A 14,624-nucleotide genomic window follows, 5' to 3' on the forward strand; every position below is an offset into this window, starting at 1 on the left:
AGGTTAGAACGCTGAACGCTTATATTTACGATAAACTGGCTGCCAGAAGTTTTCTTCGATGGCTTTGAGTAGTGTTTCATCTGAACACTCTTTGGCCACGCCTTGTTCAATGGCTTTTTTAGCGACAGCGAAAGCGATGCGCTTAGAGACCAGATGAATCTCTTCTAGAGGCGGAAGTAACTGACCAGTGCCTTTTTGTGCCAGTGGAGAGCACTCAGCCAGTGCACGACTAGATTCCATTAGCATTTCGTCGGTTACGCGAGATGCTTGAGCAGCAAGAACACCTAAGCCAATACCAGGGAAAATGTAGCTGTTGTTGCACTGTGCGATTGGGTAGGTTTTACCTTCAACGACAACAGGGTCAAATGGACTACCTGTTGCCACGAGTGCTTGGCCGTTAGTCCAACGAAGGATGTCGTTCGGCGTCGCTTCAACACGGCTTGTTGGGTTCGAAAGTGGGAACACAATCGGACGCTCACAATGCTGATGCATCTCTTGAATGATCTCTTTGCTAAATAGGCCGGGTGCACCTGATACACCGATAAGCACTGTTGGCTTAGCATTTTTGATTACGTCATGAAGCGAGAAACCAGAGTTCTCTGATTCCCAGTTTTGCGTGTGCTCATGTTTTTGTACCAGGCGCTGCTGGAAGTCCAACAGGTTTGGCATGCCTTCTTGCAATAGACCCCAGCGGTCAACCATGAAGACCTGTGAGCGAGCTTGCTCGTCACTAATGCCTTCAGATACCATTTGAGCCACGATTGCTTCTGCAATACCGCAACCAGCCGAACCTGCACCTAGGAAAGTTACACGTTGCTCTGACAGCTTGCTGCCAGCCGCCTTACAAGCTGCTAATAGCGAGCCAACAGTGACGGCAGCGGTACCTTGAATGTCATCGTTAAAGCAGCAGATTCGATCTTTGTAGCGCTCAAGAAGTGGCATTGCATTTTTCTGAGCAAAGTCTTCGAATTGAACCAGTGCATCTGGCCAGCGACGTTGTACAGCTTGGATGAAATCTTCAACGAACGCGCGATATTCATCACCCGTGATACGAGGGTGACGCCAGCCCATGTACATTGGGTCTGCTAAGCGCTGCGGGTTGTTCGTACCCACATCAAGAACGATTGGCAGTGTATAAGCTGGGCTGATACCACCACATGCGGTGTACAGTGCCAACTTACCAATTGGAATCCCCATACCTCCGATACCTTGGTCACCAAGACCGAGGATACGTTCACCGTCGGTTACAACAATGACTTTAACATTGTGGTTACGTGCGTTGTTGAGTAGGTCATCGATGCGATCACGATTTGGATAAGAGATGAACAGGCCACGACCACGACGATAAATGTTCGAGAAGTTCTCACATGCTGCACCTACAGTTGGGGTGTAAATGATTGGCATCATTTCCGAGATGTGATTCTGGACTAAACGGTAGAAAAGGGTTTCGTTCGTGTCTTGGATATTGCGCAGATAGATGTGCTTATCCATGTCATTTTCAAAGCTAGTGTACTGCTTGTAAGCACGGTCTACTTGCTCTTGAATGGTCTCTGTCGTTTCTGGAAGAAGACCTTCTAGGTTAAAAGACATTCTCTCTTCTGAAGTGAAAGCACTGCCTTTATTGAGTAATGGAGTACTAAGAAGCGCAGGACCTGCGTAAGGGATGTAAAGCGGTCGTTTGTTGTTGTTCATTAGGTTACCTGATATGGGAACAGTCATTCGGGAAATAGGAACAATTAGCGCGCTAATTTAACACAAATTAAGAGATTAAGCGAAGTGCAAATGTTAACTAATTGTAGAAAATATCACGTAAAAATCCTATCGCTAACTGAGGTTGTACTGCACCTTGCGGCAGCAACAAGTATACTCTCGACATTCGACCGAGATTACAGAAAATACAATGACCTTACCTATTGATTCTATTGAACAAGATGTGAAGCAAACGCTGGTACATTCCCACCTTATCGTTGAAGCAGAGACAGGGTCGGGTAAGTCTACAAGACTTCCGCTTTGGGCAATGGAGCAGGGTAAAGTCCTCGTTGTTGAGCCGCGTCGAATCGCTTGCACCTCACTTGCCGAATTTTTAGCTGGATCTCTAGGAGAGAAAGTCGGAGAAAAAATAGGGTACGCCATCAAGCTAGAAAACCGTTTTACCGCGGAATCTCAGGTAGTATTCGTAACGCCTGGGGTGGCACTACGTTGGTACGCGGAGAACGAGTTAGCTGAATATTCGGTTGTTATCGTGGATGAGTTTCATGAGCGTCGCTGGGATACCGATCTATTGGTGGCATTACTCAAACAGAAGCAGTCACACCGAACCATTATTACTTCTGCGACAATCGAGGGGGAGAAGTTAGCGCGTTACTTCAATGCCGAGCGGCTGGTGGCAAGTGGTCGTGTTTATCACGTGGATATTCAACATCGACGCGATGACAGTCGACAACTACCTGATAGTCGTCATCTAGAAACGCGAATTAAACAGGAAGTGATAGAGCAACTTGGTGAAACATCGGGTGATATCTTGGTGTTTCTACCTGGCAGAAAAGAGATACAACAAGTTAGAACTGCATTGGCTCCTCTCTGTGATACTGACGATATCCTTGTTGCGCCGCTGCATGCCTCAGTGACGGATCATGAGCGGAGCTTAGCCATGACCACACAAGACAAGCGCAAAGTGGTACTGGCTACTAATGTTGCTGAGACGTCGCTGACCATTCCCAATATCGGGCTAGTGATAGATTCAGGGTTAGAGCGTCGTAATGTCCAGCGAAATGGTCAAACGACGCTCATGCTCACTCACATTTCAAAAGCGAGCGCGTCGCAGCGATCGGGCCGCGCAGGGCGCATGATGAATGGTATTTGTGTACGTTTGTATGGAGAGCATGCAGCATTAGAGTCGGTAACGCCACCGGAGTTACAACGCGAGTCTATCGTGGAGCCAATGCTGGCTTCCGCGGTTTGTGGGCACGAGTTAGAGACCCTGAGCTTTATCGACACTATACCGGATAAGTCATTAGCCTCGGCAAAAATGCAGCTCAAAGAGCTAGGGGCGATTGATGATAATGGCATTACCGAGCATGGGCGAAATCTTGCTCCACTGCCAGTTGATGCTATCTATGCCGATCTTGTCACTAAGATGCCAACCAAGGCGTTGAAAGAGGTCATGATTGATTTGACCGCAGCAATCTGCACCACGGGCAAGCTGTATCAACTGACATCTAACGAAGAAGCACTTGAACGCTTGGATATCGAAGAGCCGTTTGGATGCGATGCGCAAATCATGGTTGGTTTACTGCGTGGCGAGAGCTTCTCTGGCGTCAGCGCAGATCAAGATGCTTTGCGCGAAGCGCAAGGTTTGTCTGAGCAAATGCGATCGGTATTTGAGCTGCCGAGTCTAGAAGTCGCATCGCGATACGATCGAAGTGAATGGATCAAGCAGATGATCAATGCCAATCCAACGTTGTTGTTTGTGCGTCGAGAGAGACGACGCGAGGCGCTTGGTAATGGGTTGATTGAGGTCTTGTTGGGTCGCTCTAGTCGACTCAAGAGTAATGCAGAATCTGCGTTGGTGTTATCAACGCACTCCCTACCAGGGCGCGGTGTGAAACAGACGATGACCTTGGGAACCTTGCTAGTTCCGGTTGAACTCTCCTTGCTACGTGAGCTTTCGATAGGTGAGTGGGTTGCTGGAGAGACCGTTGAGACGGAAGCAGGCCTCATTAACACTGAAACCTTAGTTTATGCAGGAAGAACAATTGCCAAACGAGAAAGTGAACCTCAGGGAGAAGCCGCACTTGCGGTTATTGCTAATGCGATAATGAGTGGTCAACTATTCCCTGGGTTAGCACAAGACTTATCAACAAAAATGGCGCATTGGAAACTGTATCTTGAACTAGGATTGGGGCAAGGGCAGAGCTATGAGACTGGAGAACTGTCTCTATGGTTACAAAGTAGTCTTGACGAACTTGGCGTTGAAAGCTTCGACGATCTTGAACTTATCGATGCGAATGACTTTGAGTTTGAAGGCATTCCTGAATGGGAGTATGCCGACTTCGCCGCTAAGTATCCGCTTGTTATTCAATTGAGTGGTTTGACACTGACGGTTGAGTACTTCGGTAAAGGTAAACTAGTTGAAATCAGTCATCATTCGGGATCAAGAAAAGATGACCCTAAACGCAAAGAGCTGCCTGCCTGGTCGGGATGGCGAGTGAAGTACCGAAAAGCAAGCAGAGTGCTAGACTTGAGGTAGTGTCCGTTAGTGAGGTGTCAAGGCAGGTTACACAACAATTTGCCTATTGCTGAGCGAATGTTCAGAAGATGTTGCGTATTGGGTTTTTATATCACTTTTCACATCGTAAAAGGGCTATAAAAGACCGTTTTTATATATCCTATTGCTATATAAGCAAGCTTGAATGATAGTAATCAAGTAGCATTCTGCAATCGGGAGTGAAGATGTGTGATGATAAAAAATCGCCAGTGGAGTTTGATTACACCAGTTTTCTCGGCGAATCGTGCAGTAAAAAATGGACTTTCCTAGAGGCGTTGGCTTCTGTGGCTCCAGTGTTTGGTGAGGCTTGGAAAGAGACCACCAAACAAGACAGTGACCCAGATAGCCGCTTATGGGAGATGGCGCTTCAGTCTTTATCAACCAGTCGTAGTGATGAATCCAACCTAGTGTCGTTAATTCGACTTGCTCGAGATGAGCATATTGATTGCCTACAAGTGATAATGCCTTATTCACTCGATGCCGATCAAATAGAGACGATACAATCCAAAGGGAATGCGAGTATTACTGCAGTGCCCGATGAAGATCTACTGATCGCAGTGATCCATGCTTAGCATTAGCTTCGTCGATGCTAAATTGAGACTTAGTTAGCCATGTACATACCCCAATATGCGCGTAGTTAACAATGTTCGAACCAATGAAAAGGGGGAGCGCTATGCTCCCCCTTTTTGGTGCTGAATCTCTTTACAGCGAGGCGGTACTAGTCTGCAATCAAGTCGTATTCGGCACGCAAGATATCGATGATCTCTTGTTTTGGATTTTCGCTTAGCTTGATTTCACGGCCCGTAATCTTTTCTGCGATACCAGTATAAGTACGTGATACATCCATCAGTGCTTCTAGCGGCAATGCATTGTCTTTCGCAAGTGCTTCGCGCTCTGGCATGCGCTCTTTGTTTAGCAGGATATCAGGATCTGGGAAGTGGTTTAGCAGGAACTGGCGGAAGCCTTCTTTTGAGTTTTCAACAATGCTTCCTGTTTCGTAGGCTTTCGTATCCCAGATGCGCGAAGAATCAGGTGTGCCCACTTCATCCATATAGATTAGCTTTTCTTTACCCTTTGAATCCGTTACGTAGCCGAATTCAAACTTAGTATCAACAAATGTTTGATCAATCGCTTCAAGTGCATTGCTGATAACGCCAAAACCTTCTTTAAGCAACTTCTCGTAGCCATCAATGTCAGCTGCATTGGTAAAGTTGAATGCTTCGAAGTTGTCGACAATGTTTTGGCGAGTGATGTTGACATCATCTGCCTCAGGAACACCAGGAATACCGCGCAAGATACCTTTTGTGGACGGTGTAATAAGAATATCTTCTAGCTTTGAGTCTTTCTCTAGCCCTTCTGGTAGCGTAATACCGCAAAACTCTCGCTCGCCTTTCTCATAGGCACGCCACATTGAGCCAGTGATGTATTGACGACAAATAGCTTCGATCATGACTGGTTTAGCTTTTTGAACGATCCAAACAAATGGGTGAGGGATGTCTAGAATATGGCTATCCGCTAAACCGTTATCTTTGAAAAGTTGGAACCAGTGATTTGAAATCGCATTAAGTGCTGCGCCTTTACCAGGAACACCTCGAAGATCCCCTTCGCCGTGCCAAATGCAATCAAAAGCTGAAATTCGGTCACTGATAACCATAATCGCAAGTGGTGCGTCTTCTGCTACGTCGTAGCCTTTATCTTTGATAAGGCGGCGGCTATCTTCTTCAGTCAACCAATATACAGAACGCACTTTACCACTATGAACCGGTTTGTTAGTGCGAATTGGGAGATCGTCGTTTACGGCAAGAACTTGATCAGCAAGACTCATGGAGACATTCCTATCTAATGTAAGGTCGCGACAACAGCGACAACAAGTGGAAGAGTGGTAACACTCATTATTGCCACGCATCATACCAGAACTGGTTGAACCTGCCAGAGAAAAAGCAAACGTTTGCGCAATTTATTTATGTTATAGAGTCAATTGTTTAAAAAGACGGCTTTAGGTTCGTGTAAAGGGTGGTTGTGTGAGCGGAAATGTGCGTACGTCTCGAGGCAGGTTCGCTGCCTCGAGTCTGAAAAGAGGCGTATCAATGTAGGTAACGTTCGCCAGATAAAAAGACAACTTCGCATTGCTGGCTTAATGCGAGTGCATTCAGAGTCGCTTGCTCTTGGGTACTGAACTGACCGTTGGCGATAATGGCGCATGCGTTTCCAGAGCGGATTGCTTTTTCGACAACTTGATATTGCGTCAAACTAGCAGAAGGTTTCATTTGAACCATATGTTTACCCAACTTATGAAAATGAAGTGCTTGTCCTGCAGAAGGGCGAGGGCATTCCGCTGTCATCAAAATCCACTGTGGTCTAGACGTTAGCTTCGATAACTTTTCAAGAACTTCATCCTGAATTCCTTGTGGCGCAATACTGCTACCGAATGCGTTGTAAGTACGTGAAACATTGTATTGAGAGCGAATTTGATTGTTGAGTAACATAACCCTGTTCCTTTATACATGCTGTATGTTTATACAGTAGTTTTTTGTAGGGGAAAGATCAAGCATTTTTTGTTCATTAAAAACTCAATTGTATTTAAATTATTGATATTTAATGATTTTTAAATTGAAGTTATCGCGAGCTATTGTGAGGAAATAAGGGAACAACAGTAGTTTTGAATAAAAGTACTGTACAACCGCTGTATAGTACGTCTATTAGCTAGCGATGAGATGAGTGGTGTGTAGGGCGTTTGAAGGTAGAGACTAAAACGCCTCTGTTAACAGAGGCGCATTGCATTTCATTTATGGTTGAGCGGTCATTTTGTTTCGAAGCTCGATTTCTGCGAGATTAAATTGCCTGACATCCATAACGGCAAAACTTAAACATTGCTCGCAAGAGTGATGGCACTTGCCGTCAATATACTCATGTTTAGTGACATAACTAGGTGTGTGGCACCAGTCACAGATACCTTCTTTAGTGAATATGTACATTATTACTCCCCACCCTTATCTGTCTGGGTGTTATTTTCGCGGAGTATTATGACACAAAACCAATAGGAATGTTAAATATATGTTTCATAAAGAGCGATGTTGTGCAGATTTGGTTATAAAACCGCCAGTTTAAATAGCGATTATCGACTCTTTAGATGGTTGGTAAGCGTTTTCAGTGCAAGGTTAAGCTGCTTCATCTCTTCTTCACTACCTTGGGCATCTGGGTGATAGATACGGCTCAACTGTTTGTAGCGCGCCTTGATTTGTCTTGCAGTAGGTGGTTCATTCATGTTGAGCCCGAAGCGAAGGTAGGCATCCCTTACTGTTGAATGTGGGCTTTGGGAGCTTGAGTTTTGGGAATCAGTCGAGCGACTGCGCAGTTGTTCGGTTGCCGACTTAAGCTGTTTTTGCAATGTTTTGATGATCTGCTGCTGTTTAGCGAGGTTTTGTTTTAGCTGTCCGAGGTTCAATTCATGATCATTGGACGCACGCATTGTTTGTCTCTGTAGATAGACTCCAGTCGCAATGATTGCTCCGACCAAGACAAGGTAGCTCGCGTGGATTAACCAACGCCAATCTGAAGAGGTCGCCTCCGGCGAGGGTATGTGAGTAACCGCTTGAGGTGCATTTGCTTGCTCTTGCTGTTTCAGTGCCTCTATCTGGCGCAACTGCTGAGCATTGAACTGTGCTTGAAGTGCGGCGTTATAGGCTTCTTGATAGCTAGGCGAAGCATCTTTCGCAAGGGAGTACCACAAAACCGCTTGGTCTTCATTAGGAATGTCTACCGCAGCTTGTTGATAGAGTTTAGCGACTTTTCCGAGTGCAGAAACGTCACCTTGAACCGCGAGCTTAGTATAGAGTAGCGCGGCTTTTGATGGATTGGCTTGTACACCTCGACCAAACTCTAGCGCTTGTGCATAGTTAAAAGTCGCGGCGGGATGTTCATTCTCACTGGCTTGTTGATACCAGTGTGCCGCTTTTGTCAGGTCGCGTTTAACACCTTCACCCGTCTCGTAGGCTAGACCTAACTGGTATTGGGCATCGGCATTGTTAAGTAGGGCTTGTTTTTCGAGCGCCTCCGTAGACGCCAGGGCGGAGTAGGATAGGCAGAATAATACGAGTAAAAGCAGCATGCTACGTGGGTGAGTCGCCAAGCTTTTTAAGCATCTATTCTGCACTCCATTGGCAAGTTAGATAGGTGTCTATTTCAGTAGTTTTGGAGCTTGCGCACCGTCAATAGGTCGGTTAACTGACACCTTTCGACCTTTTTTAAGACCGACTTCATAGTCGGCAGTGATGTTCTTCATCGCTTCTTTTAATTGCTGTTTGAAGGTTTCACGGTCGATGTTTTTAAACTCTTTATCTATATAGTTATTGATCTTGTTCGCTGATTCGTCATCTGGTGTGATGACTGGCAGCTTTTCAAGCGCTCCCTCAATCCAACCAGAGACAAAAGAGTTAACACGGCGCGTCACTTCGGTTGTAGACGTGCCAGAGCCGGCAAAACTATTTCTAAACTGGCCTGTCTGCTCGTTCATTTCACGGTAAATGATGTCAAACGCAAAGGCCGCAAAAGATAGCGCGATCCGCTTCACCAATGAACTCAACGCGTTTTAGCCCTTTGTGATTGAGTAGGACAGCTTCAACACCAAACTTGGTGTTGATACCACGAATAACACGCAGCAAGGTTGAGCTGATGTTGGTCGGAAGCAGGTGAGTGGATTGCGTCTTACCCATCTTGATGAACTCGATATCATCTTTATCGAGACCATATTTCAACATCAGCCTATGCGCCATTTTGATGGCGTTTGCGGCTTCATTGACGTTCGCTGAGTTGCCTAGCTCTAGACATTTAGCGATCTTTTTGAGGGCTTTTTGTTTATCCATCGACAACCTGAAGTTTCTCAACCGTGGAAGAAAAAGGGGGGATATTTTAGCGACTTTTATGCAAAAGTGGAAGGGTGTCACAATAGGTGTGTATGGCTATGAAACTTCACACAGCCATACAGAAATTCAATGAAGGTGCGTATCATAGCCCGAGTTGATCGAGGAGGTCTTGGTTGTCGTCGACCGCTTCCGCTTTGGGTTTGGCTTTCTCAGATTGAGCCGTTCGAGCTTTCTCAATTATAGCGTCCGGACACTCGTCTGGCTGAATCTCAAACTCTTCCATTTGAATAAATTCCGTCTTATCCATCGCAAACTCAAGATAGAAGATATTGTTGTTTTCTGTCGAGAAGGTAACGCGTCTCGCTTGTGGGCGCTCCAAGTTAGTGTCTACAGAGAGCACCACTTGCTTGTTGATAGACAGCATCTTTGGCTGGTTTTGAGTAATGTTGGTTTGTAGCTCTTTACGCACTTTATTCGTGAAATCGCCGACCAGTTGGTTCATCAACTCACCAAGCACATCGCCTACTTCGTCAGAGTTGTGGTGAATGGCCAGCTCCTCTTCAGGCATGCCCATGTTACGCATGTAGTTGGTATAAAGCTCAAGGGCGGCTTTGGACGTAAAGTTAATCACCACCAATCCCGAAAATCCGCCATCGAATAAAACAAAACAACCGTAGTCCGGCTTAAGTGTCGTTTTTGTTATCTTCTGAACCATGGCCGAATAGGTGACGCTGGATTCTGTTGCAGAAGTCAGGACGGTGGAAACCGATTGGCAAAGTTTTAATAGAATATCTTCTGTAGTGATTACTTTTGTTTTCTTCATTGCGGACCGCTTGATCTTATGGTGTCTTCCTTAGTCTTAGGAGTGTGTCACGAAGCTCTGGTGTTGAAAAGGCATAAAACATAGGTAATGACTGTGAGTTTCCGATTTGATCACATTTTTAATTGTTGTAAAGTGACGGGATAAGTAAAATCGATGTGCTTTCAGCGACGTATATAATCAAGTGAACTCAAGGTGCGGGATTTTCAGCAATTGAGTATGCAATTCTAAGACGTCTGCGACGCAGGGCAATTCTCACAATTTACTCCTTTGCCGAGTGGATCGGCAGACTTAAGGGGCAGGAAGCTAATGTTACCAAGATTACACTCACAATCTGATATACATCCCACTGTGCTGGTCTTTTTTACAGCAACTTGAAGCCAATGGCTTTACCGGTGATATCGAAACTCAATATTCAAGCCGATTAGCGGTCGCGACTGATAACAGTGTCTACCAAAAGCTGCCACAAGCCGTTGTCCATCCGAAAACAACGCACGATGTTCAGTTGATTGGTCAGCTTGCGAACCAAGATAAGTTCAGCAACGTCACATTTTCTCCTCGTGGAGGTGGTACAGGTACTAACGGCCAATCGCTAACATCTGGTGTGGTCGTTGACTTGTCACGCCATATGAACAAGGTGCTTGAAATCAACGAAGATGAAGGTTGGGTGAGAGTGCAAACTGGTATCGTTAAAGATGCCCTAAACGATGCCGTTCGCCCGTTTGGCTATTTCTTTTCGCCAGATCTATCAACCAGTAATCGCGCAACGTTAGGTGGCATGGTCAATACCGATGCATCCGGACAAGGCTCGCTTAAATACGGTAAAACCTCAGATCACGTTTTGTCCCTTCAAGCGGTTTTTGCCGATGGCTCACTGCTTGAAAGTAGTGAATCTGTTGATGTGTTGAATGAAGGCACGTTTGCCAAGCAGGCGGTTGAAATTGCAAAACAGGTCTGTACTTCGCAACAAGCACTTATTAACGAAAAGTTTCCACCATTAAACCGCTTTCTAACCGGCTACGATCTAAAAAATGCCTACCAAGCGGACGACGATACGTTCGATTTCACGCGCATTCTGTGTGGCGCTGAGGGCTCTTTAGCATTCATTACTGAAGCTAAACTCAACCTTACTCCAATTCCAAAAGCTCGAACGCTTATCAATGTGAAATACAACAGCTTCGACTCTGCGCTGCGTAATGCCCCGTTTATGGTCGAGGCGAACGCGTTATCTGTGGAAACGGTTGACTCACGCGTGTTAAATTTTGCGAAGCAAGACATCGTTTGGCATACCGTTAGTGACCTGATCAGTGATGTCCCAGGCAAAGAGATGCTTGGTCTTAACATGGTGGAATACGCTGGACAAGACGAAGAAGAAGTAGCGCAAGCGGTTAAAGCCTTGACTGACAGCCTTGATGAAAAGCTTAAAACAGAACAAGACGGAATCATCGGCTATCAGGTGACCAATGATGTTGGCAGTATCGGTCGTATCTACAACATGCGTAAAAAAGCGGTAGGTTTGCTGGGCGCAGTGAAGGGTAGCGCGAAGCCTATCGCCTTTGCAGAAGACACCTGTGTTCCACCAGAAAACCTTGCTGACTTTATCGCTGAGTTCCGCACATTGCTTGATGGTCACAAACTCAATTACGGTATGTTTGGGCACGTTGACGCAGGTGTACTGCATGTGCGTCCGGCACTGGACATGTGCGATCCTGAACAAGAATCTTTGATGCACCAAATCTCAGACGAGGTGGTGGCATTAGTCGCTAAGTATGGCGGCTTAATGTGGGGCGAACACGGTAAAGGTTTCCGCTCTGAATATGGACCAGAGTTTTTCGGTGAAGAGTTGTTTGGTGAGCTTCGTCGTATCAAGTCCGCATGTGACCCTCTCAATAAGATGAACCCCGGTAAGATTTGTACACCGCTTGAGAGTCAAGATGAGCTCGTGAAGGTGTCGGATGTTAAGCGCGGCACATATGATCGTCAAATCCCGGTTCAAATTCGTGACAGCTTTTCGCAGGCGATGGAATGCAATGGCAACGGTCTGTGCTTTAACTATGACACCGCGTCGCCTATGTGCCCGTCGATGAAAGTGACCGCTGATCGCCGACACTCACCGAAAGGACGTGCAGGCTTAGTTCGTGAATGGTTAAGACAGTTGTCCGAGCAAGGCTTTGATGTTCTGGATTTAGAAAATGAGACTAAACAAAACTCTAGCGCCAAAGGTCTGATAGAAAAGTGGCGTAATACCTTCAACAAGCGTCATGAGTATGACTTCTCACACGAGGTTTACGAAGCGATGAATGGCTGCCTAGCGTGTAAAGCGTGTGCGAGCCAGTGTCCTATCAAAGTCGATGTACCAAGCTTTAGAGCGCGGTTCCTCAACTTGTATTACACGCGCTATCAGCGCCCAGCGAAAGACTATTTGGTTGCCAATATAGAGACTATGTTGCCGTACATGGCAAAGGTGCCAAAAGTGGTCAACTTTGCTCTCAAGCAAAACCTAGTACAAAGCTTAACAGCAAAAACGGTCGGTTATGTGGATGCGCCGTTATTGTCGGTACCAACACTGAAATCTCGTATTAAGCAGCAGCCGATTTCTGAGTTTAACTTGGAACAGCTACAAGCCATTCCGCAAGAGCAACGTCAAGACTACGTGTGTATTGTTCAAGACCCGTTTACCAGCTTTTATGATGCGCAGGTGGTGGAAGATTTCGCTAAATTGATTCTCAAGCTTGGTAAAAAGCCTGTGATGTTGCCGTTTAAGCCCAATGGTAAGGCAACACACATCAAGGGTTTCTTGGCGAAGTTTGCCAAATCAGCGAAGAGCACCGCAGAGTTCTTAGAGCAAGTTGCGGCTTTGGGCATGCCTCTTGTTGGCGTCGATCCTGCGTTGGTTCTTTGTTATCGCGATGAATATGACGAAATCCTCGGCTCAGAACGTGGCGATTTCGATGTACTAACCGTGCACGAGTGGATAACTCCACTTCTCGCCGAATCTGAGCCAAAAGCCATAGCTGATGCAGAAGAATGGTATCTGTTCGCGCACTGTACAGAGAAAACTAAGATGCCAAACGCAGAGAAAGAGTGGGGTGCCATATTCAGTCACTTTGGCGGCCGTTTGACGACAGTACCCGTTGGCTGCTGCGGCATGGCGGGTACTTTTGGTCACGAGTCGGATAAGCTACAGATGTCAAAAGATATCTACGGCTTGAGCTGGGCTCCGAAACTAGACCAACTGCCAAAAGAGCGTTGCTTAGTGACTGGCTATTCATGCCGAAGCCAGGTAAAACGCTTTGAACAAACCGCTACCAAGCATCCGCTGCAAGCGGTATTGCAGTTACTGAGTCAGTAACATCAAAGAGCGTCCTTAGGGCGCTTTTTTTTGATTTTGATAAAGGAGTTAATAGTGAAAGCGCTAGAGCTTAAGGTTCCACCTGTCTTGGTTTTTCTTATTTTAGCTGCTGCCATGTACCTACTTGCTGAGTTCGATAATGGTTGGCTCTATATGCATATCCCACTAAAAAGCATTTGGGTGTTGGGGCTATTTTTACTAAGCGGTTATGTGGGTATTTCGGGAGTTCTTGAATTTAAACGAGCCAAGACAACCGTCGATCCTGCCAAGCCAGATAAAGCGAGTTGTATCGTCGATAGCGGGATATTCTCTAAAACTCGCAATCCAATGTATGTGGCGCTGTTTGCGTTATTGCTTAGTTGGGGATTTTGGCTTGAGGATGGACTGGCAATCGCATTGGCTTGTCTGTTTGTGCCGTATATGAATCGTTTTCAGATACGCCCAGAGGAGCGAGCGCTAGAAGCTATGTTTGGAGAAGACTATCGTACCTATAAGGTTAAGGTGCGACGCTGGATTTAATCGACATTCAAAATAAAAGCCCCGTCAGATTACGGGGCTTTTTAAATTATGCTGCGTTATTGAGTAGTTCTAGAAACTGAGTTTTACGCTCATTGAAGCGCGCCACTAGATCGTCTACCGAATCATTGTCATAAGGCTTTAGACCACTCGCTACCATACGCTTAATGCCTTTACCAACAACCGCACCATCTTCTTTGAATGCGAAGTTAAGAGTAACGACGCCACGTTTACCATCAACGTCAAATGTCGCGCCTGTGAACTCAACTTCAGGGTGGGATAGGTCGAGACGATCGAACTCTACTTCCATGCTCTCGTAAATCACTAGAGGGCGTTGGCAGTTGATCATCATTTGTTGCTCCTGCATCAGAGGAACCATGATGTGAGGGAAGTTCATGCCAGAAAACTGAACGTAGTTCGTTACGACATGCTCAATAAACTCTTGGTTTTGGCTTACTTCACCTGTGTGAGTCATTTGAAGGTATTCTTTGCCAGACGCATCGACAACCGCACTCTCATGCTCGCCTTTCTCAACAACATTAAGCGCAACACCGTCACCAACCATGCCAGAGAAGTCAAAACGCATTTTTTGGCTGATGCCTTCTTTTTGAAGTAGCACAGCGAAAAGCAGATCGCCAGGCACGCAGAAGCGCTTGTTGTCTTCGTCATGGATTGGGTTGAAGTCGCCCGCGACTTTTTTTAGCAAAATGGCTTGCTTGTTGGCGAGTGAATTCAAACTGTTCGTTGTTACTTGATACGTATGGCGCTAAAAACATAATACTCTTAGATTTAACTCAATTGTTCGGG

At 46.0% G+C, this 14,624-nt stretch carries 10 protein-coding genes and 2 pseudogenes; 4 read left to right on the top strand and 8 right to left on the bottom strand.

Translation table 11 applies throughout. The features are described from left to right. Positions 1-3: 3 nt before the first annotated feature. On the bottom strand, positions 4-1,692 hold the full coding sequence (locus tag AC6I8Y_RS07150; protein WP_498021254.1) for an NAD-dependent malic enzyme: 1,689 nt from the start codon (positions 1,690-1,692) through the stop codon (positions 4-6). Between the two features lie 208 nt (positions 1,693-1,900). On the opposite strand from AC6I8Y_RS07150, the gene AC6I8Y_RS07155 reads away from it, so the two are divergent. Next, positions 1,901-4,249, top strand: a complete 2,349-nt coding sequence (locus AC6I8Y_RS07155; RefSeq protein WP_498021256.1) for a helicase-related protein — start codon at positions 1,901-1,903, stop codon at positions 4,247-4,249. Between the two features lie 203 nt (positions 4,250-4,452). Further along, entirely contained in the window at positions 4,453-4,839 is a 387-nt protein-coding gene (locus tag AC6I8Y_RS07160) for a transporter (protein WP_498021258.1), read from the top strand. Positions 4,840-4,985: 146 nt separating this feature from the next. Here the strand turns inward: AC6I8Y_RS07160 and AC6I8Y_RS07165 are convergent, their stop codons facing one another. From AC6I8Y_RS07165 to AC6I8Y_RS07190, 6 genes and pseudogenes are all read right to left on the bottom strand, one after another. Continuing rightward, positions 4,986-6,092: a phosphoribosylaminoimidazolesuccinocarboxamide synthase gene (locus AC6I8Y_RS07165; protein WP_394152114.1), complete on the bottom strand. Its 1,107-nt coding sequence runs from the start codon at positions 6,090-6,092 to the stop codon at positions 4,986-4,988. Positions 6,093-6,351: 259 nt separating this feature from the next. Then, positions 6,352-6,753, bottom strand: coding sequence for a hypothetical protein (locus AC6I8Y_RS07170; protein WP_252014291.1), 402 nt, complete (start codon positions 6,751-6,753; stop codon positions 6,352-6,354). A 300-nt stretch (positions 6,754-7,053) separates the two neighbouring features. Next, entirely contained in the window at positions 7,054-7,236 is a 183-nt protein-coding gene (locus AC6I8Y_RS07175; RefSeq protein WP_394152382.1) for a hypothetical protein, read from the bottom strand. A gap of 146 nt (positions 7,237-7,382) precedes the next feature. Beyond that, complete coding sequence (locus AC6I8Y_RS07180) at positions 7,383-8,375, bottom strand: J domain-containing protein (RefSeq protein ID WP_498021259.1); 993 nt, start codon at positions 8,373-8,375, stop codon at positions 7,383-7,385. Positions 8,376-8,444: 69 nt separating this feature from the next. After that, positions 8,445-9,129 (bottom strand): annotated as a pseudogene (locus AC6I8Y_RS07185) (DUF2786 domain-containing protein). A gap of 142 nt (positions 9,130-9,271) precedes the next feature. Beyond that, positions 9,272-9,952 carry a DUF3334 family protein gene (locus AC6I8Y_RS07190; protein WP_394152118.1) on the bottom strand — a complete coding sequence of 227 codons (681 nt, stop codon included), beginning with the start codon at positions 9,950-9,952 and terminating at the stop codon, positions 9,272-9,274. 397 nt (positions 9,953-10,349) lie between these two features. Between AC6I8Y_RS07190 and ydiJ the strand changes: the two genes are divergently transcribed. Continuing rightward, on the top strand, positions 10,350-13,301 hold the full coding sequence (gene ydiJ, locus AC6I8Y_RS07195) for a D-2-hydroxyglutarate dehydrogenase YdiJ (RefSeq protein WP_498021452.1): 2,952 nt from the start codon (positions 10,350-10,352) through the stop codon (positions 13,299-13,301). 54 nt (positions 13,302-13,355) lie between these two features. After that, positions 13,356-13,820: a methyltransferase family protein gene (locus AC6I8Y_RS07200; RefSeq protein ID WP_498021261.1), complete on the top strand. Its 465-nt coding sequence runs from the start codon at positions 13,356-13,358 to the stop codon at positions 13,818-13,820. Between the two features lie 46 nt (positions 13,821-13,866). On the opposite strand, the pseudogene AC6I8Y_RS07205 reads toward AC6I8Y_RS07200, so the two are convergent. Then, positions 13,867-14,593, bottom strand: a pseudogene (locus AC6I8Y_RS07205) (DUF3581 domain-containing protein). Between the last annotated feature and the right edge of the window lie 31 nt (positions 14,594-14,624).

The sequence above is a fragment of the Vibrio sp. KUL78 genome (assembly GCF_059725505.1).

Excerpts from the sequence above, each read along its gene's own strand:
- AC6I8Y_RS07180 (WP_498021259.1), bottom strand. The coding sequence starts at position 8,375 with ATGCTGCTTTTACTCGTATTATTCTGCCTATCCTACTCCGCCCTGGCG.
- AC6I8Y_RS07155 (WP_498021256.1), top strand. The coding sequence starts at position 1,901 with ATGACCTTACCTATTGATTCTATTGAACAAGATGTGAAGCAAACGCTG.
- AC6I8Y_RS07170 (WP_252014291.1), bottom strand. The coding sequence starts at position 6,753 with ATGTTACTCAACAATCAAATTCGCTCTCAATACAATGTTTCACGTACT.
- AC6I8Y_RS07190 (WP_394152118.1), bottom strand. The coding sequence starts at position 9,952 with ATGAAGAAAACAAAAGTAATCACTACAGAAGATATTCTATTAAAACTT.
- AC6I8Y_RS07165 (WP_394152114.1), bottom strand. The coding sequence starts at position 6,092 with ATGAGTCTTGCTGATCAAGTTCTTGCCGTAAACGACGATCTCCCAATT.
- AC6I8Y_RS07150 (WP_498021254.1), bottom strand. The coding sequence starts at position 1,692 with ATGAACAACAACAAACGACCGCTTTACATCCCTTACGCAGGTCCTGCG.
- AC6I8Y_RS07160 (WP_498021258.1), top strand. The coding sequence starts at position 4,453 with ATGTGTGATGATAAAAAATCGCCAGTGGAGTTTGATTACACCAGTTTT.